17 protein-coding genes are annotated in these 23,137 nt (G+C 60.8%); 4 read left to right on the forward strand and 13 right to left on the reverse strand.

Annotated features, from left to right (window positions below; genetic code table 11):
• Window positions 1–39: 39 nt before the first annotated feature.
• The 13 genes from D8U69_RS11355 to gcbA form a co-directional block, all read right to left on the reverse strand.
• On the reverse strand, window positions 40–2,817 hold the full coding sequence (locus tag D8U69_RS11355; RefSeq protein ID WP_056852457.1) for a hybrid sensor histidine kinase/response regulator: 2,778 nt from the start codon (window positions 2,815–2,817) through the stop codon (window positions 40–42).
• Between the two features lie 99 nt (window positions 2,818–2,916).
• A complete protein-coding gene (gene purD / locus D8U69_RS11360) occupies window positions 2,917–4,212 on the reverse strand; it encodes a phosphoribosylamine--glycine ligase (protein WP_056852458.1) in 1,296 nt (431 codons plus the stop codon).
• Between the two features lie 151 nt (window positions 4,213–4,363).
• Window positions 4,364–5,971 (reverse strand): bifunctional phosphoribosylaminoimidazolecarboxamide formyltransferase/IMP cyclohydrolase, encoded by a 1,608-nt coding sequence (purH, locus tag D8U69_RS11365; RefSeq protein WP_056852459.1) that lies wholly within the window; start codon window positions 5,969–5,971, stop codon window positions 4,364–4,366.
• Between the two features lie 81 nt (window positions 5,972–6,052).
• Window positions 6,053–6,373: a DNA-binding transcriptional regulator Fis gene (fis, locus tag D8U69_RS11370; RefSeq protein ID WP_015093301.1), complete on the reverse strand. Its 321-nt coding sequence runs from the start codon at window positions 6,371–6,373 to the stop codon at window positions 6,053–6,055.
• The gene (gene dusB / locus D8U69_RS11375) at window positions 6,370–7,380 is read right to left on the reverse strand and encodes a tRNA dihydrouridine synthase DusB (protein WP_056852460.1); all 1,011 of its coding nucleotides are present in this window, start codon (window positions 7,378–7,380) and stop codon (window positions 6,370–6,372) included. Before dusB ends, fis begins: the two co-directional genes overlap by 4 nt.
• 185 nt (window positions 7,381–7,565) lie before the next feature.
• A complete protein-coding gene (locus tag D8U69_RS11380; protein ID WP_130907316.1) occupies window positions 7,566–8,834 on the reverse strand; it encodes a DUF3426 domain-containing protein in 1,269 nt (422 codons plus the stop codon).
• A gap of 30 nt (window positions 8,835–8,864) precedes the next feature.
• A complete protein-coding gene (gene prmA / locus D8U69_RS11385) occupies window positions 8,865–9,743 on the reverse strand; it encodes a 50S ribosomal protein L11 methyltransferase (protein ID WP_056852462.1) in 879 nt (292 codons plus the stop codon).
• 323 nt (window positions 9,744–10,066) lie between these two features.
• Entirely contained in the window at window positions 10,067–11,425 is a 1,359-nt protein-coding gene (gene accC, locus D8U69_RS11390) for an acetyl-CoA carboxylase biotin carboxylase subunit (protein WP_056852463.1), read from the reverse strand.
• A 17-nt stretch (window positions 11,426–11,442) separates the two neighbouring features.
• Window positions 11,443–11,910 carry an acetyl-CoA carboxylase biotin carboxyl carrier protein gene (accB, locus tag D8U69_RS11395; RefSeq protein WP_056852464.1) on the reverse strand — a complete coding sequence of 156 codons (468 nt, stop codon included), beginning with the start codon at window positions 11,908–11,910 and terminating at the stop codon, window positions 11,443–11,445.
• Between the two features lie 24 nt (window positions 11,911–11,934).
• Complete coding sequence (aroQ, locus tag D8U69_RS11400; RefSeq protein WP_056852465.1) at window positions 11,935–12,390, reverse strand: type II 3-dehydroquinate dehydratase; 456 nt, start codon at window positions 12,388–12,390, stop codon at window positions 11,935–11,937.
• Between the two features lie 132 nt (window positions 12,391–12,522).
• Window positions 12,523–14,268 carry a protein-disulfide reductase DsbD gene (locus D8U69_RS11405; protein WP_130907317.1) on the reverse strand — a complete coding sequence of 582 codons (1,746 nt, stop codon included), beginning with the start codon at window positions 14,266–14,268 and terminating at the stop codon, window positions 12,523–12,525.
• Between the two features lie 259 nt (window positions 14,269–14,527).
• Window positions 14,528–16,474, reverse strand: a complete 1,947-nt coding sequence (locus tag D8U69_RS11410) for a methyl-accepting chemotaxis protein (protein ID WP_130907318.1) — start codon at window positions 16,472–16,474, stop codon at window positions 14,528–14,530.
• A gap of 52 nt (window positions 16,475–16,526) precedes the next feature.
• Window positions 16,527–18,197, reverse strand: a complete 1,671-nt coding sequence (gcbA, locus tag D8U69_RS11415) for a diguanylate cyclase GcbA (protein WP_130907319.1) — start codon at window positions 18,195–18,197, stop codon at window positions 16,527–16,529.
• A 461-nt stretch (window positions 18,198–18,658) separates the two neighbouring features.
• Between gcbA and D8U69_RS11420 the strand changes: the two genes are divergently transcribed.
• The 4 genes from D8U69_RS11420 (at window position 18,659) to speA (ending at window position 23,120) form a co-directional block, all read left to right on the forward strand.
• Window positions 18,659–19,726, forward strand: coding sequence for a DUF2333 family protein (locus tag D8U69_RS11420; RefSeq protein ID WP_056852469.1), 1,068 nt, complete (start codon window positions 18,659–18,661; stop codon window positions 19,724–19,726).
• Between the two features lie 3 nt (window positions 19,727–19,729).
• On the forward strand, window positions 19,730–20,299 hold the full coding sequence (locus D8U69_RS11425; protein ID WP_056852470.1) for an NUDIX hydrolase: 570 nt from the start codon (window positions 19,730–19,732) through the stop codon (window positions 20,297–20,299).
• Between the two features lie 316 nt (window positions 20,300–20,615).
• Window positions 20,616–20,987: a translation initiation factor Sui1 gene (locus D8U69_RS11430; protein ID WP_003221288.1), complete on the forward strand. Its 372-nt coding sequence runs from the start codon at window positions 20,616–20,618 to the stop codon at window positions 20,985–20,987.
• A 219-nt stretch (window positions 20,988–21,206) separates the two neighbouring features.
• Complete coding sequence (gene speA, locus D8U69_RS11435) at window positions 21,207–23,120, forward strand: arginine decarboxylase (RefSeq protein WP_056852471.1); 1,914 nt, start codon at window positions 21,207–21,209, stop codon at window positions 23,118–23,120.
• Window positions 23,121–23,137 lie beyond the last annotated feature (17 nt).

The raw sequence follows: 23,137 nt of genomic DNA on the forward strand, positions 1-23,137 counted from the left end.
TCGAGGGGGAGTCTATCAGGCGTTGCAATAACTGTCGGCTCAGGGCGTTGGGGTTACGCTGCGGTTTTGCAGGTCACGCTGGGCAACCCAGTGTTCGATCAGTTCGCGCAACTGCGAAAGTTCCACCGGTTTGGCCATGTGGCCGTCCATGCCGGCCTGGCGCGCGCGCTCCTTGTGTTCGGCGAGGATATGCGCCGTCAATGCCACCACCGGCGTGCGAATCCGCTGGTTGCCGACTTCCCAGGCACGCAGTTGCTGGGTGGCCGAGAAACCATCGAGGATCGGCATTTCACAGTCCATCAGTACCAGGTCATAGCGCTGGGCCTTCATCGCCTGTAGCGCTTCTTCGCCATTGCTGGCGGTATCCGGTTGCAGATTGAGCTTGCCCAGCATGCCGCGGATGACCTTGGTTGAAATGCTGTTGTCCTCGGCAACGAGAATGCGGAAATCGCTGGGCACCTTGATCGGCAGGGTAGGGCTGGAGGGCGCATGCGGCATGACGGCGAGCCCTTTGTTGCGCTGGGTCAGCTCGTCGGCCAGAGTGGTCTTGAGGGTGTAGCCGGCCACCGGCTTGGCGAGGATGCGTTTGACCCCGGAGTTGCGTGCAATGATCTTGCTGGGCGCATTGCTGATGCCGGTGAGCATGATCAGCAGGATGTCGTGATTCAGACTCGGGTCTTCCTTGATCTTGGCGGCCAGTTGCATGCCGGTCATGCCAGGCATGTTCTGGTCCAGCAGGACCACGTCGAAGTAGTCACGCAAGTGCGCCTTGGTGCGCAACAGCGCCAGCGCTTCCTTGCCGGATGGTACGGCGCTGACGTTGAGGCCCCATGCGCTGCATTGCTGTACCAGCACTTTGCGGCAGGTGTCGTTGTCGTCCACCACCAGCACCCGCGCACCTTGCAATGGGCCGTCCAGATCGGATGTCGGGTGTTCGAGCCGGTCCGGGTCCAGTGGCAATGTCAGCCACAGCGTACTGCCCTGTTGGCTGCCACTCTTGATGCCGAACTCGCCTTGCATCAAGCGAATCAGCTGACGGGCGATCACCAGCCCCAGATTTCCGCCCAGGCGATTGGCCGAAAGGAAGTGCTTGCTGTGCAGCTCGGCGTGCATCAGCGCATCGCGTTCTTCGGCATCCATCGGTTCGCCGCTGTCCTGCACGGCGATGCGCAGGCGCGGTTTGGCGCTGCGTTCATCGAGGGCAACGACAATCAGGATTTCGCCTTCGTCGGTTTTCTTCAGGGCATTTTCAAGCAGGCTCAACAGGGTCTGGCGCAGACGTGTCGGATCGCCGCTGATGACCCGCGGCACTTGTGGCTGGATGAAGCTGATCAGCTCGACGTTCTGCTGTTCGGCCTTGGCGCGGAAGATGCTCAGGCAATCTTCGATCAAGGCGTTGAGATCGAACTGCACATCATCGAGTTCGATCTGCCCGGACTCGAGTTTGGAGATGTCGAGAATTTCGTTGATCAGCGTCAGCAATTCGTTGCCGGCGCTATGAATGGTTTGCACGTAATCGCGCTGCTTGACCGACAGCGGCGTGCCAAGCAGCAGTTCGGTCATGCCCAGCACGCCGTTCATCGGCGTGCGGATTTCATGGCTGATCTTTGCCAGGAACTCGGCCTTGGCATTGATTTCGGCATTGCTGGCGGCCAGGTCGCGACTGATGCTGAAGCGGTCTTCGGTGATGCTGCGTTGGCGCTCGCTCAAGGCAATGCTCATCAGCAGGCCGCTGATGCAGATGAAAGCCAGCAGGATGGTGATCAGGCCGTGGGGCTCGACCAGTGTCAGCCCCAGCAATGCCGGCAGGATAATCAGCGTTCCGAGGTTGAAAGCCACCATGGCCGCAACGAACAGCCGCGCCGGGCGATAGCCTTTCTGCCAGTGAAAGGCGCTGACGAACAGCATGGTCAGACCCGCCAGGGCGACCAGGCCATAGGTAATGATGTTCAGCGGCAATGTATTGACGAACAACAGCAGCAGGCCGCAGGTCGTGATGACCAGGATCTCGCCCAGCAGCAACCGGTTGAGCGGGTGGGGGCCGAGGGGGGCAAAAAAGCGATAGGCGAGCATCAGGCCGCAGGGGGCTGTCAGCAACAACGCGAGGTATGCCCCCGGTGTTTGCACGGCTTGCCAGCTCGGTAACCATGGCCCCGCGAGGTTCAGCAAGAGCACCAGGCTGAGCATCAGCAAGCCCTCGCAGGCGGCCAGCCAGAGACTGCTGCGCGAACGGGTGTAGGCGTAGCGGATGAGGTTGTGCAGGATCAGCATGCCGACACAGCCCAACAGCAGTCCGTAGACCAGCGTCTGGTTCTGATTGGCCGCGGTCATGACCGCCGATTGCAGGGTGATGTAGGGCCGCAGCTGGTTATCGGAGACCAGTCTGAGGTACACATCAAGGGGTTTGTCGCTCTGCGGCAACGGCAGCATGAAGTCGCTGCTGGGCAGTGGCCGGTCGGTCTGGGGTTGTTTGTTGCCGGTACTCGATTGGTCGATCAGGTTGTCGCCATCGAGCACATACAGGTTGAGACGCGACAAGTCGGGCGCGAACACCCGCAGTAGCTGTTCATGCTTGCCGGGGGCGAGGCGGAAGCGGATCCAGAGTGCGCCGTCGGGCTCGGCTGCGGTGAGGCGGTCGAGTTCGATGGGACTGAATTGATTGTTGTAGCGGGTGGAGCGGATGTCGCTCAGTTGCAGATCGCCCTGTTCGTCGAGCAATACCGCCCAGCCACTGCCTTGCGCGGCCTGGGCCGGGAGCATGCAGAGCAGAGTCAGCAGAGTGACGGTGAAACCTATGGCAATCCTGAGCCAGCGCACGGCGAAATCCCTTCGTAGGTTGATGCCAGAATATAACTATGCGCGGCGCCGGAATAGTCAGGCAAGGGCTTGAAGCCCCTGCCCGGCTCAAAGGATAGCTTATTCCTGATTTTCGCCACGCTCGCGGGCAATGGCACGGTAGCCAATGTCCTTGCGATAGAAACAGCCTTCCCAATCAATTTTCGCCGCCAGCTTGTAAGCCTGCTGCTGAGCGGCATCGACACTGGCACCCATGGCCGTAGCGCAAAGCACGCGACCGCCGGCCGTTACCACTTGATTGTCCTTGAGCGCAGTGCCGGCGTGGAAGACTTTGCCTTCCAGCGCGGCGGCTGCATCCAGGCCATTGATGGCCACGCCTTTGGCGTAGTCACCAGGATAGCCGCCCGCCGCCAGCACGATACCTACGCTTGGACGTGGATCCCATTGCGCCTCGACCTTGTCCAGCGCCTGCGCCAGAGCAGCTTCAACCAGCAGCACCAGGCTCGACTGCAAGCGCAGCATGACAGGTTGGGTCTCAGGGTCGCCGAAACGGCAGTTAAATTCGATAACTTTTGGGTTACCAGCCTTGTCGATCATCAAGCCGGCGTACAGGAAGCCAGTGTAGACGTTACCTTCCTCGGCCATGCCGCGAACCGTCGGCCAGATCACCAGATCCATGACGCGCTTGTGCACTTCGGCGGTGACCACCGGGGCAGGGGAGTAGGCACCCATGCCGCCGGTGTTCGGCCCGGTGTCGCCGTCGCCGACGCGTTTGTGGTCCTGGCTGGTGGCCATTGGCAGGACGTTCTTGCCGTCGACCATGACGATGAAGCTGGCTTCTTCGCCATCCAGGAACTCTTCGATCACGACGCGCGAGCCGGCGTCACCGAAGGCATTGCCGGCGAGCATGTCACGCACGGCATCTTCGGCTTCGGCCAAGGTCATGGCGACGATCACGCCTTTACCGGCGGCAAGGCCATCGGCCTTGATCACGATTGGCGCACCTTTTTCGCGCAAGTAAGCCAGGGCAGGCTCGATCTCGGTGAAGTTCTGGTAGTCGGCGGTCGGGATCTTGTGGCGAGCCAGGAAGTCCTTGGTGAACGCTTTCGAACCTTCCAGCTGAGCGGCGCCAGCGGTCGGACCGAAGCAGTCCAGGCCGCGGGAGCGGAACAGGTCCACGACGCCCGCAACCAGTGGCACTTCCGGACCAACGATGGTCAGGGAAACGTTTTTCTCGGCGAAGTCCGCCAGTTGCTCAAGGGCCAGCACGTCGATGGCGACGTTCTCGCACTTGGCTTCAATGGCCGTACCGGCGTTGCCCGGGGCCACGAAAACCTTTTGCACGCGCGGATCCTGAGCCACTTTCCAGGCCAGGGCGTGTTCACGGCCACCGCTGCCAATGATCAAAACATTCATTTCAAAAACCTCGGATGACGCTAATTCTGTGGGGGCTGATCGTTCCCACGCTCTGCGTGGGAATGCCTCAACGGACGCTCCGCGTCCGAGGGACGCGGAGCGTCCCGGGCTGCGTGCCCACGCAGAGCGTGGGTACGATCAAGCAAACAAATCAGTGACGGAAGTGGCGCATGCCGGTGAACACCATCGCGATGCCGGCTTCGTCGGCAGCAGCAATCACTTCAGCATCACGCATCGAGCCGCCTGGCTGGATCACAGCCGTCACGCCCGCCTTGGCCGCATTGTCCAGACCATCGCGGAACGGGAAGAATGCGTCGGACGCCATCACCGAACCGGCTACCTGCAAGCCTGCATGCTCAGCCTTGATCGCAGCGATGCGAGCCGAGTTCACGCGGCTCATCTGACCGGCGCCGACACCGATGGTCTGACGGTTCTTGGCGTAGACGATGGCGTTGGATTTAACGTACTTGGCGACCTTCCAGGCGAAGATCAGGTCGTGGATTTCCTGTTCGGTCGGAGCGCGTTTGGTCACGACTTTCAGGTCATCGGCGCTGATCATGCCGATGTCACGGCTCTGCACCAGCAGACCACCATTGACGCGCTTGTAATCCCACGCTGCTGCACGATCGGCCGACCACTCGCCGCAGGCCAGCAGACGCACGTTGGCTTTGGCTGCAACGATGGCGCGGGCTTCTTCGCTGACGCTTGGGGCGATGATCACTTCAACGAACTGGCGCTCGACGATCGCCTTGGCGGTCTCTGCATCCAGTTCGCGGTTGAAGGCGATGATGCCGCCAAACGCGGATTCGGTATCGGTGGCATAAGCCAGGTCGTAGGCTTTGCGGATGCCGCCTTCGGCATCAGGGCTGACAGCCACGCCGCACGGGTTGGCGTGCTTGACGATCACGCAGGCTGGCTTGACGAAGCTCTTGACGCATTCCAATGCAGCGTCGGTGTCGGCCACGTTGTTGTACGACAGCTCTTTGCCCTGCAGTTGGGTCGCGGTAGCGATGCCGACTTCGGCAGGCTTGGCTTCCACGTAGAACGCCGCGCTCTGGTGCGGGTTCTCGCCGTAGCGCATTTCCTGGGCCTTGATGAACTGGCTGTTGAACGTGCGCGGGAATTCGCTGCGACCTTCTGTGCTGAGCGTCTCGGCAGCCTGGTTCACGGTACCCATGTAGTTGGCGATCATGCCGTCATAGGCAGCGGTGTGTTCGAAGGCCTTGAGCATCAGGTCGAAACGCTGAGCGTAAGTCAGGCCACCGGCCTTGAGGTTTTCGAGGACGCTGGCGTAATCGCTGGCATTGACCACGATGGCCACGTCTTTGTGGTTCTTGGCAGCCGAACGGACCATGGTCGGGCCGCCGATGTCGATGTTCTCGATGGCGGTCGGCAGGTCACAGCCTGGCTTGTTGATGGTGGCTTCGAACGGGTACAGGTTGACCGCCACCAGATCGATCGGCTTGATGCCGTGTTCGTTCATGATGGCATCGTCGATACCGCGACGACCGAGGATCCCGCCGTGGATTTTCGGATGCAGGGTCTTCACCCGACCGTCCATCATTTCGGCAAAACCGGTGTAATCAGCGACTTCCACAGCGGCAACGCCGTTGTCCTGCAGCAGCTTGAACGTCCCGCCGGTGGAGAGGATCTCGACGCCCAGGGCTTCAAGCTCTTTGGCGAATTCAAGGATCCCGGTCTTGTCGGAAACGCTGATCAAGGCGCGGCGGATCGGCAGGCGGGTAGTCTGGTCGGTCATTTCAATTTCCATCAAAAGCAAAGGAGTCAGCAAAAAAGGCGACCGGTTTTACGCGGGCGCCTTTCTGGTTTGATTGAATGCTTACAGCAAATCGTACTGCTTGAGTTTCTTGCGCAGCGTGCCCCGGTTGAGTCCGAGCATTTCGCTGGCCTTGGTCTGGTTGCCCTTGACGTAGTTCATCACGCACTCGAGCAGGGGAGCCTCGACTTCGGAGAGCACCAGGTTGTACACATCCGTGACGGCAGCGCCCTCAAGGTGGGCGAAATAATTGTGCAGCGCTTTCTCGACACTCCCGCGAAGGGTCTGACCTTCTTCGCTCGGGGTATTGAGGTGCTGTTTCAAATTCACGTTGTCGCTCACGGGTGTTGTTCCACTCACTAAAGTCTCGGTCATCATCGTCATGCGGCCACCCCCTCTCCGTCCCCTGTCAGGCTCTTGTAACGTTCGGCGAAGAACCCCTGAACGTTGGCGCATTGTGCTTCCGTATCTTCCAAACGATTGAAGTGGGCGCGAAACTCCCTGGCGCCCGGCAAGGTTGCGAGATACCAGCCCACATGCTTTCGAGCAATGCGCACGCCCATCACGTCTCCATAGAAGGCGTGCAGCGCAGCCAGATGCTCTAGCAGAATGCGTTCCACCTCGATCAGTTCCAGCGCCGGGAGCTTCTCGCCGGTGCGCAGGAAATGGTCGATCTCGCGAAAAATCCATGGCCGCCCCTGGGCGGCCCGGCCAACCAGCAGGCCGTCGGCACCGGTCGCGTCGAGCACGTATCGGGCCTTTTCCGGCGAATCGATATCGCCGTTGGCAAACACCGGCATCGATACCGCCTGCTTGATCGCGGCAATGGTGTCGTACTCGGCTTCACCGGTGTACAGATCGGCACGGGTGCGGCCATGTACCGCCAGCGCCGTAATGCCTGCCTGCTCGGCGATCTTCGCCACCGTCAGGCCATTCTTGTTGTCCCGGTCCCAGCCGGTCCGGATCTTCAGGGTAACCGGCACATCAACCGCAGCCACGACGGCCTGCAGGATCTCGGTGACCAGTGCTTCATCCTTCAACAGTGCGGAGCCGGCGGCCTTGTTGCAGACCTTCTTCGCCGGACAGCCCATGTTGATATCAATAATCTGTGCGCCCAACTCGACGTTGGCCCGCGCTGCATCCGCCAGCATCTGTGCATCGCCACCGGCGATCTGTACCGAGCGTGGCTCGGGATCACCTTCGTGGATCATGCGCATCCGCGACTTGCGGGTGTTCCACAAACTCATGTCGCTGGTGACCATTTCCGAGACGACCAGTCCCGCGCCCAATCGTTTGCACAGCTGACGAAAGGGTTGGTCGGTGACCCCCGCCATCGGGGCGAGAATCAAGCCGTTGTGTAATGTGTATGGACCGATGCGTACCGCCGACATAGGGCTTCCCTGTTGTGGGGCCGGATCATGAGAGTTCGAAAAAGGGTTGGCATGATACCCGCTCTCGATGACTGGATAAAGGTCGAATTGAACAAAATCTGAACAGTTATTCCGTTATCGCCAGCGGTTTGGTTCGCGCAGGGAAAGTCAGAAAGCCGTCGTCAATTGAAGAGCGGTGAACCGTTTCACTCGGGCGAGTGGAAGCTCAGGCTGTAATTCACCGCTTTTGCACCTGGATCGAGAATGTCGAGTGCAATGTGGATCGGGGTTTGCGGAGGCATTTCGGCCATGCCTTCAAGGTCGCCCCCGAGATACTCGCCGGGTTTGAAGCGGCGGCTGGCGATCAGGTGGCCGTTGAGGTCGGCGAAGCGCAGTTCCAGCAGCGGGAAGGGCTGGGAGAAGGGCGCGCGGTTATAGATGATCGCATCAACCACCAGCGCACCACTGAACTCCGGGTGGCTGCGCACTACCAGGTTGCTGCTTTTGATTTTGGCGATGTCGACCTTGGAGGGCACCGTGCAACCGATGTGTGGGCACAGTTGCTGGAACCATGGGCGATATTGGTCCTGGCGTGCCAGTTCGTCGAAGTGATAGGCGACGTACTGGCCCACGAGTGCGCCGGCGCCCAGCAGGATCAGCACCAGCCAGAAGAATCGGCGCCCCCACGGCGAACGGCGTTTTTGCCAGTCCAGTTGCAGCGGGTCATCGGTCAGGTCTTGCAAGACTTCGGCGCGAACGCCCGGTTCGCTGCGTTCGCGACGCTTGCGCAAGGGCTCGATCGAAGGCAGGTCGGCGTCGATTTCTTCAGTTGCCGTTGCCGAAAGGCGTTCGTGATGAAGTGGAGGATCGAGCGGGTCGTGCAGGCGTAAATGTGGCGGCTGGGGTTCGTCGTCCAGTTCCACCGGCTCGAGTTCCAGCGATAGCGAGGGTTCGGTGCGTGCGAGGATGCCTGTCTCTTTCAGGGGTTCTTCTGAAACAGGAGTGTCGAGCGCATCGAGCTCGTCAAGGTTATTGCCCGTTTGCGCACGATCGGCGGCCGATTCGCTGAACAGGCTGTCAGTGGTCCAGGGTTCTTCGTCGATTTCAGTGCTGTCGCGGCGAGCGCTGAGGCTGTCTTCGCGGGGGCGGCCGAATTCGGTGATGGGCTGGATTTCCCGCTGTTCGAGCCGGGCGAGTTCTTCGTCGAGGTCGAGGCTGTCCAGATCCAGTTCGGCCGCGCTCCATTGCTTTTGGCTGATGGCACGCGGTTGTTCGGGTGCCGGGGCTTGCGCGATGGCAGGTGTAATCGGCGCGGCAGGCTCTTTGCCGGCCTGTTCAAGCAATTGCTTGGCCGCGTTGAATACCTGCAGGCATGAGCCACAGCGAACGACCCCGCGCGCCACGCTCAACTGGGCATGGCTGACGCGGAAACTGGTTTGGCAATGCGGGCACTGGGTGACGAAGCTATCGGTCATGCGGCGATCCGGATTATGCAGACGCTCATTCTAGCGCCGACGGCCTGTGATGCGCACCCAGCCATCGCGATTGGCGATCGGATCCAGATCGAAGTCCTTGGCGTAGGCTGCAGCCACTTCATCGCCTTGCTCGGCCAGAATCCCCGACAGCGCCAGACGGCCACCGGGCTTGACCAGGCCGGACAGCTGCGGTGCAAGGGATACCAGCGGGCCAGCGAGAATGTTCGCTACCAGCACATCAGCCTGAACCTGCGGCAGATCTTCCGGCAGATACAGTGGGAACAGCTCATTGGCAATGTGGTTGCGCCCGGCATTGTCGCGGGAAGCTTCCAGCGCCTGCACGTCGATGTCGGTGCCGACCGCTTCCCTGGCGCCCAGCAGCAAGGCGGCAATGGCCAGGATCCCCGAGCCGCAGCCGAAGTCCAGCACGTTGCAATCTTTCAGATCCTGACCGTCGAGCCATTCCAGGCACAGCGCGGTGGTCGGGTGGGTGCCGGTGCCGAACGCCAGGCCCGGGTCCAGCAGCAGGTTGACGGCGTCTGGTTCGGGGGCGGCATGCCAGCTTGGCACGATCCACAGGCGCTGACCGAAACGCATCGGCTGGAAACCGTCCATCCAGCTGCGTTCCCAGTCCTGGTCCTCGATCACTTCACTGTGGTGTTCGGGCAGCGGACTGCCCGTCAACAGCTCAAGGTGAGCCAGCACCGGGCCAGGCTCGGTGCCACCTTCGAACAGGGCCAGCAGGTGGGTGTGCGACCACAGTGGGGTGGTGTTGAGTTCCGGCTCGAAGATCGGCTGGTCTTCGGCGTCCATGAAGGTCACCGATACGGCGCCCACTTCAAGGAAAGCGTCTTCGTAGGTTTCGGCTTGTTCTGGGCTGATGGCGAGACGGACTTGCAGCCAAGGCATGGCGGGCACCTTTGAAAAATATAGATTGCAGCCTAGCGGGCTGCGAGAAGCGCGCAAGTTTACGCGAGCGCAACGCAGAAGACGACCGGGTTGCCATCCAATACCGCACGACGCTCTCTGTGGCGAGGGAGCTGGCTCCCGCTGGAGCGCGATGCGGTCCCAAAATGGTAGATAAGGCTTTGTCTGACGCAACTCGGATGAATGGTCTTGCGGCTGCTGCGCAACCGAGCGGGAGCAAGCTCCCTCGCCACAAGGTTTCTGGGGGCATCTGCAGAAACAACAAAGCCGCCCGAAGGCGGCTTTGTCAGGTGCAGGTTCGAAGCTTAGTGCTTCTCGCCGGCCAGCTTGTGTTCGAGGTAGTGAATGTTCACGCCCCCTTTGCAGAAGCCTTCGTCGCGGGTCAGGTCGCGGTGCAGCGGGATGTTGGTCTTGATCCCGTCGACCACGATTTCGTCCAGCGCATTGCGCATGCGCGCCATGGCTTCGTCACGGGTTGCACCGTAAGTGATCAGCTTGCCGATCAACGAATCGTAGTTCGGCGGTACGGCATAACCACTGTACAGGTGCGAGTCGACGCGAACGCCGTTGCCGCCTGGTGCGTGGAAATGCTTGACCGTGCCCGGGCTCGGCATGAAGGTTTTCGGATCTTCGGCGTTGATCCGGCACTCCAGCGCGTGACCGCGGATGACCACGTCATCCTGGGTGAACGACAGCTTGTTGCCGGCGGCGATGCTGAGCATCTCCTTGACGATGTCGATACCGGTGACCATTTCCGAAACCGGGTGCTCTACCTGGACACGAGTGTTCATCTCGATGAAGTAGAAGCGGCCGTTCTCGTACAGGAACTCGAAAGTGCCCGCACCCCGGTAACCGATGTCGATGCACGCCTTGACGCAGCGAGCGAAAACTTCCTGGCGAGCCTTCTCGTCGATGCCCGGTGCCGGCGCTTCTTCGAGAACTTTCTGGTGACGACGTTGCAGCGAGCAATCGCGGTCGCCCAGATGGATGGCGTTGCCCTGGCCGTCGGAAAGCACCTGGACTTCCACGTGACGCGGGTTGGTCAGGAACTTTTCCAGATAGACCATCGGGTTGCCGAACGCCGCGCCTGCTTCGGAGCGGGTCAGTTTGGCCGAGGAAATCAGGTCTTCTTCTTTATGCACAACGCGCATGCCGCGACCACCACCGCCGCCAGCGGCCTTGATGATCACCGGATAACCGACTTCGCGACCAATGCGCAGAGCGGTTTCTTCGTCTTCCGGCAGCGGGCCGTCAGAACCCGGAACGGTCGGTACACCGGCGGCGATCATGGCGTGCTTGGCCGATACCTTGTCGCCCATCAGGCGAATGGTTTCGGCTTTCGGGCCAATGAACGCGAAGCCGGAGTTCTCGACCTGCTCGGCAAAGTCGGCGTTTTCCGCAAGGAAGCCGTAGCCTGGGTGAATGGCGGTAGCGCCGGTCACTTCGGCCGCGGCAATGATTGCCGGAATGTGCAGGTAGGAGTGGGCGGCCGATGCCGGGCCGATGCAGACGGACTCGTCTGCCAGACCCAGGTGCATCAGTTCCTTGTCAGCCTTGGAGTAAACGGCGACGGTCTTGATGCCCATCTCTTTGCAGGCGCGCAGGATCCGCAGGGCGATCTCACCGCGGTTGGCGATCAGAACTTTTTCCAACTTCGCAGTCATCAAAGGCTCTCCGCGGTTCAAACGATGGTGAACAGCGGTTGGTCGTACTCAACCGGCTGGCCGTCTTCGACGAGGATGGATTCGATCACACCGCTGGTTTCAGCTTCGATGTGGTTCATCATCTTCATGGCTTCAACGATGCACAGGGTGTCGCCTTTCTTCACGGTCTGGCCGACTTCAACGAAGGACGGCGAGGTTGGCGAAGACTTGCGATAGAACGTACCGACCATTGGCGAACGGGCAACGGTGCCGTTCAACGCTGGTGCGGCAGGCGCTGCAGGTGCGGCGGCAGCGGCAGCCGGAGCGGCGGCAGCGACAGGCGCGGCAGCCGGAGCTGGCATTGGCGCAGGAGCGTAGTACTGCTGAGCCGGGGTCTTGCTGTGACGGCTGATGCGTACGGACTCTTCGCCTTCCTTGATCTCGAGCTCGTCGATGCCGGACTCTTCCAGCAATTCGATCAGTTTCTTAACTTTACGGATATCCATGAATCATCAACTCCCAAGGGTCGGTCAGGGGCGTATAGCTTGTTGTTCAAGCTGCTCTAATGCAGCCTCCAAGGCCAGTCGATAACCGCTGGCGCCAAGGCCGCAGATCACTCCTACCGCTACGTCGGAGAAGTAAGAGTGATGGCGGAAAGGTTCGCGTTTGTGCACGTTGGACAAATGCACTTCGATGAATGGGATGCTCACCGCCAGCAGCGCGTCACGTAATGCGACACTTGTATGCGTAAAAGCTGCCGGGTTGATCAAAATGAAGTCCACACCTTCGCTGCGAGCGGCGTGGATGCGGTCGATCAATTCGTACTCGGCATTGCTTTGCAGGTGCAGCAAATGGTGGCCGGCTTCACGGGCACGGCGTTCCAGGTCCTGGTTGATCTGCGCCAGCGTCGTGGCGCCATAGGTGCCCGGTTCACGGGTGCCGAGCAAGTTCAGGTTGGGTCCGTGCAGAACGAGTAGCGTCGCCATCGGCGGTTCCTTTGTTATCCGTGTGCAATTGTCAGAACTCGGCGACTATGCCGCAAAGCCTTTGTGACTGTCCAGTTCTCTGCAATAGCCAGCACGATGACCGATGTTTGCGCGAAATATATGACTGCTTGCTTAAATCCGGTCATTCGCCCTGGCAACACGTTCGGCGAAGTCCCGCGCATTGATCTCGCCGATCACCCGCACATCGACACGTTCGACGCCGTCCTTGCCGAAAAACATCAAGGCAGGGGGGCCGAACAGTTGGTAGCGATCGAGCAGGGCGCGTTGTTCGGCGTTGCTCTGGGTGATATCAAAGCGCACCAGCCTGTAACCCTTGAGGCGTTCGATGACGATGGGGTCGTTCAGTACCTCCCGTTCGATCACTTTGCAACTGATGCACCAGTCGGCGTACCAGTCGAGCAGCAGCGCAGTGTTGGCTGAGCGGGCTTGGGCGAGCACACGGTCGAGTTCAGCCGGGGTGTCTACGGTTTGCCAGGCACTGGTTTCCTGGGTTGGCGCGTTGCTGGCAATGGTGCGCGACTGGCCGATGGGGTTGAACGGGTCGCTCTGGCCGCTGAATGCGCCGAACCAGCAGGCCAGCGCGTAAAACAGCAGGAACATCCCGAATAGCTGGCCCAGGCGTTTTCGCGGTGGTTTGTAGACGAATTCCAGTGCGCCGAGGAACAAGCCGACACCCGCGGCCAACAGGCCGATCAGCAGCAGCGTAACCTGTCCCGGCAAAACCCGGCTGAGCAAGCCGATTGCCAGTCCCAGCAATAACACGCCAATTGCATTCTTCACATAGATCAGCCACGGGCCGCTTTTTGGCAGCCACGCCGCGCCGCCGGTGGCCACCAATAACAGTGGCGCGCCCATGCCCAGGCCGAGCATGAACAGTTTCAGTCCACCGCCCAAGGCATCGCCGCTGGCGCTGATGTACAGCAACGCACCGGCCAAGGGTGCCGATACGCAGGGCGAAACCAGCAGGCTGGAAACCACGCCCAGCACTGCCGCGCCCCACAGCGAGCCGCCTTCGGTGCGGCCAGCAATGCGGTCGAGCCGGCTGCTGATGGCGTGCGGCAACTTCAGCTCGAACACCCCGAACATCGCCAGGGCAAACACTGCGAAAAACATCGCGAATGGTACCAGCACCCAGGCCGATTGCAGGCGCGCCTGGAGATTGAGTTGCGCACCGAACATCCCCATCAAGGCGCCGAGCAGGGCAAAACACGCCGCCATCGGCAGCACATACGCCAGCGACAGGTTGAAACCGCGCCAGCCGCCGACCTGTCCGCGCAACACCACGCCGGACAGGATCGGCAGCATCGGCAGCACGCAGGGGGTGAACGTCAGGCCCAGACCGGCGAGGAAAAACAGCGCCAGTTCGCGCCAGCTCCAGCTATACGGCACGGTTGCGCTGTTGCCGGCGTTGATACTCAGGCGCTCGGTTTCCGGCGGATAACACAGGCCCTTGTCGGCGCAGCCCTGATAAGTCACCACCAAGGTAAAGGCGCGCTGATCGGTGCGCGGCAGTTCTACATCGAGAACGCCGTGGTAGACCTCGACATCGCCAAAGTACTCGTCGTGCTTCTTTTGGCCGTCGGGCAATTGCGCTGCCCCGAGGGTGACATCGCCCGGTTCTGCGCGAAACTGGAAGCGGTGACGGTAGAGGTAATAGCCTTCGGTGGCGACGAAACGCAGTTTGATCGATTGCGGCGTGCTTTCTACCAGGCTCAACTGAAAAGCTTCACGTACCGGCAGGAAGTCGGCGCTGTTGTTGATCGAGCCCAGGGTAGAACTGGGACGGCTCTCCAACAGGCCGGTGGCGGCGGCCGGCAGGGCGAGCACGAATAAAAGCAGGCAGAGCAAACGGCGCATGACAATCTCGCGTATCGGAATTGGGGGGATGATAGCGGACGTCGTGCGGATGTGCAGTGCGGGTAGTGCTGGGGTGACTGGTCCGACGTCATCGCTGGCAAGCCAGCTCCCACAAGTTTTGCAGGTATCCACAAGATCTATAAGCACCCTCAACCCTGTGGGAGCTGGCAAGCCAACACCCACGAGTATCAAGGTTGTCCACAAGATCTATAAGCACCCTCAATCCTGTGGGAGCTGGCTTGCCAGCGATGGCGGCTTATCAGACACGGAAGGCCTGAACGGCGGTATGCAGGCGCCCACCCAGCACCAGCAAATTTTCCCCTTGCTCGCGCCCTTCGCCAATGCGCAGCAAGTTATCCCCGCCCAACTGATGAATCCGCTCGCTGTGGTCGCGAATCTCACTGACGGCGCCGCTCTGCTGGGCGGTGACATCGGCGATGCGCACTGCGGTGTCAGAGATGGTCTGGATCGCCCCGACGATTTTATCCAGCGCGCCATCGGCCGCCTGGGCCTGGTTGGCGGTGGCTTCGGCGTGTTCGACCTGGGCGCGCATGCCTTCGACCGACTGGCGCGCGGCGGTTTGCAGACCGGCGATCAAGGTCTGGATTTCGGCGGTGGCACCAGCAGTGCGTTGCGCCAGTGAGCGAACTTCTTCAGCCACCACGGCAAAGCCGCGACCCATTTCCCCGGCGCGTGCCGCTTCAATGGCCGCATTCAGCGCCAGCAGATTGGTCTGGTCGGCAATCGAGCGAATCACCGTCAGCACCCCGCCGATGGTCGCGGACTCTTCGGCCAGATGTTCGATCAACTGTGCATTGCCCTGCACTTCGTCCACTAGCGCATGCAGGCCTGTCAGGCTCAGGCCAATGACTTGCTGCCCGTGCTCCACCGCGAGGCCCGCATGCCGACTGGCTTCGGCAGCCTGGCTGGCATCGCCGGCGACTTGCTGAATGGTCGCTTCCAGTTCGCCGAGGGAATCGCGGATCAATGCGGTGTCCCCCGCCTGGTGCTCGGCACCGCTGTGCAGGTCGTTGCTCAATTCGGCGAGGGTCCGGCTGCTGCCGGCGACCTGTTCGGCGTTGAGGCGAATGGTCCCCACCAGCGCCACCAGATAGGCGCGCAAGCGATTGAGCGACGCTTCGATGTCATGCAATTCGCGGTTGGTCTTGCCCAGTTGGATGTCCTGGCTGAAATCCCCTTCGGCCCAGGTCGACAGCGCCGGAGCGAGGTTGGTCAGGGTCCGGGCGAGTTTGCGTTGCAGGCTGTCGATCAGCAGCGCGATCAGCAAAATCAAACCGATCATCACGCCTTGCATCAGTCGGACTTCGCCCTGGATTTGCCCGTGCTGGGCGCGGACCACCGGTTCCAGCCCGGCGATGGCGTGTTGCACATCGGCGATTTTAAGATGAGTCGCGGTACTGAGATCGGCGCGTTTCTGGATCTGCTCGCGGGTCCGAGCCAGCTCTGCCGGGTAACGGGTTAGCAGGCTATTGAGTTCACGCTTGTAGCCAACGCCGGCATCCTCGGCGACAGCTTTCTCAGTGTTTTCCAGCCCCATCATCGAGGCGAAATCATCGGTGTTCGATTCGCTGCTGGCTGCCACGCCCAGCAAGGGCAGGGCGTCCAGCAGCTCGGCCTGGGTGCGGATGTGGGTGACTTCGCGCTCGACGTCGGCGGCCAGTTCGCTGCGGCCGCTGCTGACCAGTTTGTCCCGGGCCAGCGACAATTTACCCAAATGCTGCGATGCAGTGAGCAATGGCGTCAGGTACGCCGCGTTGGCGCTGGCGTACTGACTGAGCTGGTCGAGGCTGGCAGCCAATTCCCGCTCGGCTTGCAGCAGCAGGGCCTGTGGATCTCCGGCGAGCTTGCCCGCGGCCAGCAGATCGGTTTTGCTGAAGTCACTGAGGTTCGACAGGCTTGGGCGCAGGCTTTCGGCCAGCGCCGGTGGCAATTCGCCGAGTTCTGTTTGCAGGGCATCAATGGCCTGGGTGGCGTTGCTCAAGCGCAGGGCATCGCCGCTGGCGAGGTAATCCTCGATGTTGCGCGCCACATCGTTCTGAAACTGCTGGGACAAACCCAGGTAACGCTCCATTAATAGGTACGGGCGTTCGAGGGCTTTTTGCGACCACCACAGCGTCGCGCCAAGGGCTACGCACACGGCGACTAAAAGGAGGGTGTTGAGATTGGTCAGCAGCTTCAGGCGCATCACGGACTACCAACGGCAGAAATGGTAAGCGCCTGAAGTTATTGCGTTTCTGTTACAGGGTTATGACCGAAGGGGGCAATTGCGATGAAAAAGTGGCACTTTGCTTTGACGTCCCCGCCGCCTGGACACGGTTGCGCCCGGCACCTTTGGCACGATAGAGCGCCTCATCCGCCTGGCTGGCCATGGACAGGCTGTCGGAGGTTTCACACAACTCCACCACCCCGGCGCTGAACGTGCACCACAAATCCTGGGGTTGAGCCGGATAGTGAATTTCGGCAAAGCGCTGGCGGATTTCATCGAGGACCTTGTAGGCCGCCTCAAGGTCGGTGTCCGGCATGACAATGGCGAACTCTTCACCGCCGTAGCGGCCAATGAAGTCAGTCTTGCGCAAGCGCTGCTTGAGGAACAACGCCAGGCTCTTGATCACCCGGTCGCCCATGGGGTGGCCGTGGCTGTCGTTGACGCGCTTGAAGTGGTCGATGTCGAGCATGGCGAAGCTCAGCGGTTTGTTCTCGCGACGAGAGCGGAACGAACAGTCTTCGAGCAATTGCAGGATGTGGGTGTGGTTGTACAGGCCGGTGAGGCTGTCGCGGACCATGCGAGCCTTGAGGTTGCGCGCCCGCGCCGCGCGATTGCGCACGGTGGTGATCAAGTGCCGGGGTTTGATCGGCTTGGTCAGGAAGTCGTCGCCGCCTTCACTCATGGCGTCGAGCTGCTTGTCCAGATCGTCTTCGGCGGACAGGTAAATGATCGGCACGCTGACATAACGGTCGTTGTGACGGATCACCTTGGCCAGTTCCGTACCCGTGCAGGCCGGCATGTACATGTCGAGGATGATCAGGTCCGGCTGGAAGTCCGCCAGTTCGGCCATGGCCTGGATCGGTTCGATCAGCGTCCGGGTGACAATCCCGGCGCTGTTGAGCAAGCGCTCGGTGTGCAGGGCCTGGGCACGGGAGTCGTCGATGATCAGCACTTTATAGGGTTCGTACTGGGCAACGCAGGTCAGGACTTCGATTTTCTCCAGCAGGCTCGACGCTTCGAGCGTGCCGGTGAGGAACTCCTGACCACCGGCACGCACGGCGGCGAGTCGGGTCGGGGTATCGGTTTCGTGCAGGCTGAAGAACAACAGCGGCAATTGATGATCGAGGCCTTCCTGGGCTTCGGCGGCCAGCTTCAGGCCGATGCCGGGGCCACTGAAGTCCACGTCCATGACAATTGCTGCCGGCAGACGCTCGACCATCGACGAGCGAAACGCAGCTACGCTGTCCAGGGACTGGGCGCTTAGCCCGAAAAACTCCAGTTGCTTGGCCAGGCGTTCGGCGCGGTCGTGATCCTGCAGCATGACGTAGATCGGCTTGCGCAGGGGCGGCAGGAACGTCTGGTCGAGTTGGTCGCCATGGCGCAGGCCAGTGCGGGACAGGCGCTGCATCAAGCGGTTGAGGTCAGTGATCAGGCCACTGCTCAAGCGTCCGCGATTGGCATCGACGGCTTCCAGTGACTGAGTGATTTGGCGAGCCAGGTGCGTGTGTTCCGGCTGTTCGAAACGCTCGGCGAAGCGCAGCAGGCGCAGATTGGCCTCGCTCAGCTCCGACAGATCGGTGCTTGACCACTCGCTGCGTTGCAGGCGCTGCCATATCTCAAGAATCTGACGTGCCTGATGAATTACCCGCTGGGCAAAGTGGTGCTTGAGGCGCTCGCGGCTGGGATCTTCTGGCTCGGTCATATCCTGACTACTAGTTAGGGGGCGCGCTGAGGTCGAGTGGTGGCTCTATGCTAGCACCACTTTGCGATGACATGAGTGCTGTACGTCAATAATCTGCAACGCGGACGCATTCAGTTTCTGACTGGTTGGTCGTAAATCGGCTGTTGGTTTTTGCGAAGGGCGCGCCGACCGGGGCTTGTACGGCGTTTGTGATGAAATGTCCGGGCGTTTCGAGCTGCCGATCAGACTTGAATGCGAGTTGTTTTCAGGTGGCTGAAGATGAGCCGATACGCTGTTTTTTTGCGGGTATGGGCTAGGGGATTCCCCTATGGGCAGCGTCAGCGAAGCGGTCGTGATGATCGCTGCGGTTACGCGGGACGTTTAATTTTCGTCATCACGCCAACGGCGGGTGCCGGGCAAAGGCACGTTGTTGTATGGTTGTGGTCGAACCGTTGAACTCAAGTGATTGAAAGGATATCGCCATGCTGGACTGGAAAAACCGCGCGGGCAGTGCGCCTGAACGTGCCGCCGAGCCCAAGTCGGCCACCCGCAGTTATCTGGGCGGCCTGCTGTTCAGCCGCGCGCTGGCCACGCTGATCGGTCTCTACCTGCTGGTGGCGATTGCTTTGGGATGGTACTGGAGCCAGGAGCCTGCGCTGTTTCCTGTGCAGCAGACTGCGCAAATGGCGGCCGAAAAAGAAGGCAAGCAAATGGTGGTCGGCTACACCACGGTCGAAACCCTCAAGACCGTTGCCGGTACGTTGCTGACCAAGCAGGGCGGCTATATCTCCAACGACCGCTTTCCGCCAGGCCTGTGGATGGACAACATGCCGAGCTGGGAATATGGCGTGCTGGTACAGGTGCGCGACCTGAGCCGTGCGTTGCGCAAAGATTTCGCCCGCTCGCAGTCGCAGTCCGCCGAAGACGCCGATCTGGCCAAGGCCGAGCCGCGTTTCAACTTCGACAACAAGAGCTGGGTGCTGCCATCCAGTGAGTCCGAGTACCAGGAAGGCATCAATTCCCTGAGCCGTTATCAGGCGCGCCTGTCCGATCCGAACCAGAAGAGCGCGCTGTTCTATGCCCGCGCCGACAACCTGAACAACTGGCTGGGCGACGTCGGTACGCGTCTGGGTTCGCTGTCGCAACGACTGTCGGCCAGTGTTGGTCGGGTCAAGCTCAACACCGCGTTGAAAACCGAGGTCGTGGTACCGGGTGTGGCGCCGCAAGTCGACGAAGAAATCGTCGAAACCCCATGGCTGCAGATCGACAACGTGTTCTACGAAGCGCGGGGCCAGGCTTGGGCCTTGTCGCATTTGCTGCGCGCCATCGAAGTCGATTTCGCCGATGTCCTGGCCAAGAAGAACGCCACGGTCAGCGTGCGCCAGATCATTCGTGAGCTGGAAGCGTCGCAGGAAGCCGTGTGGAGTCCGATGATCCTCAATGGCAGCGGCTTCGGCGTTTTGGCCAACCACTCGCTGGTCATGGCCAACTACATTTCCCGGGCCAACGCGGCAGTGATCGATTTGCGTCAACTGCTCAATCAGGGCTGAGTCATGGCCGACAGTTCCATCGATAACCTGCGGGAGGCCGCCCATCGGGCGGCTTCGGATGCCGAACAGATCGCCTGGGTCGACGAACAGGACAACCTGCTCGGCGCCCTGGTCCGTTCCGATTTGCGTGAGCGAGGGCTGATCGGTCGCGGCACTTACATCATGTTGTTCAACTCCGCGGGTGAGCTTTGCGTGCATCGGCGCACACTCAGCAAGGCAATCTATCCTGGTTTCTGGGACGTGGCGGCGGGCGGCATGGTGCTGGCGACGGAAACCTACGCCGAGTCGGCGGCGCGGGAACTGGAAGAAGAATTGGGCGTGCGTGGTGTGGAACTGACCGCCCATGACCACTTTTTCTTCGAAGACACCGGCAATCGCCTGTGGTGCTCGGCGTTTTCCGCGGTGTGGGATGGCCCGTTGGTCCTGCAACCGGAAGAGGTGCTGGAAGCGCGTTTTATCCCCATCGAACAGGTCATGCAGGAAATCGAGCAAAAGCCTTACTGCCCGGACTCTTTGGCCGCGTTGAAGCGCTATCTGCGGTCACGCGGCGAAGACGTCGCAAAAGAGGCATAAATTGGCGCCGATTGGCTCTTAGCAATCGGCGTTTTTGCCGTTACACTGCGCGACCTTTTTAAGCTGAACCGGTATTGGTTGTTGCTGTTCTGTTGGAGCGAGCCTGCTCGCGATGGTCGTGAACGATGACGAGGGTATCCTGACACCCTGCAGCGTTCTCAGGTTCATCGCGAGCAGGCTCGCTCCTGCAGAGGACACGCCAACGACAGAGTCCGCCGGTTCAGTAGCGCTGCCCCTGCCTGAGTGGGGCTTCGCGGTCGATGGCACCTGCCCCAGGTTGCCGCGACCAGTCTTTGTCCTCCCAAGAGGATTGCCGGTGGCCAAAAAAGCCGCATCCTTCGCCGCCCTTGGTGGCCTGGTATTTTCCACCGACGCAGGTCGTCATTGCCCGGAATGCAGTAAACCGGTGGACGCCTGCATCTGCAAACAGACCGTTATCCCGGCCGGCGACGGCATCGCTCGCGTGCGCCGCGAAAGCAAGGGCCGTGGCGGCAAGACGGTGACCACCATCACCGGCGTGCCGTTGGCTGAAGACGCGCTCAAGGAACTGGCCACGACGTTGAAAAAACGCTGCGGTACCGGCGGGGCGTTGAAAGACGGGATCATTGAAATCCAGGGCGATCATGTCGAGCTACTCTTGGCTGAACTGATCAAGCTCGGTTTCAAAGCGAAGAAGTCCGGCGGCTAGCAGCCTCTGTGAAAACCACTTGCGGCTTGATCCAGCCCTGATTGCCTTCAGGTCTGGCGTCGCCGTCATGGTTTTCACAGAGCCTGTTCTTGACCGGTTTCTAAACTCGTTGCGGTCTGCGGGGTCTACCCCCTCGTTGACGAACCGTCATTTTCATTCTTTAGACTGCGCCGACCTGAATCCAGGCGACGCACTATGACTTCTTTATAGGGGACTTCGATGTCCGTACGACGCACACGCAAAGACGATGGCAGCCAATGGACAGTTGCGGACAGCCGCAGTGTTTACGGGATTCGCCATTGGGGGGCCGGGTATTTCGCGATCAATGACGCCGGTCGCGTCGAAGTTCGTCCGAACGGTCCGAGCAGCTCGCCCATCGACCTGTTCGAGCAAGTCGACCAACTGCGCAAGAGCGGCTTGTCGCTGCCGTTGCTGGTGCGCTTCCCCGATATCCTGCAAGACCGCGTGCGTCAGCTGACCGGCGCGTTCGACGCCAACATCGAGCGCCTGGAATACCAGAGCAAATACACGGCGCTGTACCCGATCAAGGTCAACCAGCAGGAAGCGGTGATCGAGAACATCATCGCCACCCAGAACGTTTCCATCGGCCTGGAGGCCGGTTCCAAGCCTGAGCTGCTGGCGGTGCTGGCGCTGGCGCCGAAGGGCGGCACCATCGTCTGCAACGGCTACAAGGACCGCGAGTTCATTCGCCTGGCGTTGATGGGCCAGAAGCTCGGCCACAACGTCTTCATCGTGATCGAGAAAGAATCCGAAGTCGGTCTGGTGATCGAAGAAGCCAACTCGCTCAAGGTCAAGCCTCAGGTCGGTCTGCGTGTGCGCCTGTCGTCCCTGGCGTCGAGCAAATGGGCCGACACCGGTGGCGAGAAGTCCAAGTTCGGTCTGTCGGCGGCCCAGCTGCTGTCGGTGGTCGAGCGCTTCCGCGCGGCTGGCCTGGACCAGGGCATTCGCCTGCTGCACTTCCACATGGGTTCGCAAATCGCCAACCTGGCGGACTACCAGCACGGTTTCAAGGAAGCAATCCGCTACTACGGCGAACTGCGCAACCTTGGTCTGCCGGTCGATCACATCGACGTCGGCGGTGGCCTGGGCGTGGACTACGACGGTACGCACTCGCGTAACGCCAGTTCGATCAACTACGACATGGACGATTACGCCGGTGTCGTGGTCGGGATGCTCAAGGAGTTCTGCGACGCGCAAAACCTGCCGCACCCGAACATCTTCTCCGAGAGCGGCCGTTCCCTGACCGCGCACCACGCCATGCTGGTGATCCAGGTGACCGACGTCGAGAAACACAACGACGACGTGCCGCAGATCGAGAACAAGGAAGCGCTGCCGGAAACCGTGCAGTGGCTGGTGGACTTGCTGGGGCCGACCGATATCGAGATGGTCACCGAAACCTACTGGCGCGCCACACACTACATGAGCGATGTCGCTGCGCAGTACGCCGATGGCAAGTTGACCCTGGCGGAAAAAGCCCTGGCCGAGCAATGCTACTTTGCCGTTTGCCGTCGCCTGCACAACTCGTTGAAGGCGCGTCAGCGTTCCCACCGTCAGGTGCTCGATGAGCTCAACGACAAGCTGGCCGACAAGTACATCTGCAACTTCTCGGTGTTCCAGAGCCTGCCGGACACCTGGGCCATCGACCAGGTCCTGCCGATCATTCCGCTGCATCGCCTCGACGAAGAGCCGCTGCGTCGCGCAGTGTTGCAGGACCTGACCTGCGACTCGGACGGCAAGATCAACCAGTACGTCGACGAGCAGAGCATCGAAACCAGTCTGCCGGTGCACTCCCTGAACGAAGGCGAGGACTACCTGCTGGGTGTGTTCCTGGTCGGCGCCTATCAGGAAATTCTCGGCGACATGCACAACCTGTTCGGTGACACCGATTCGGTGAACATCTACCAGAACGCCGATGGCAGCGTGTACCACGCCGGTATCGAAACCCACGACACCATCGAAGACATGCTGCGCTACGTGCACTTGTCGCCGGAAGAACTGATGACTCACTACCGCGACAAGTGCGCCAGTGCCCGCATCAGTGCCAGCGAGCGTACCCAGTTCCTCGATGCGTTGCGCCTGGGCCTGACACGTTCTTCTTACCTGTCTTCCTGAGGTAAGCATCACGCTCA

This window comes from Pseudomonas sp. Sample_16, assembly GCF_004307665.1.
Lineage (GTDB): Bacteria > Pseudomonadota > Gammaproteobacteria > Pseudomonadales > Pseudomonadaceae > Aquipseudomonas.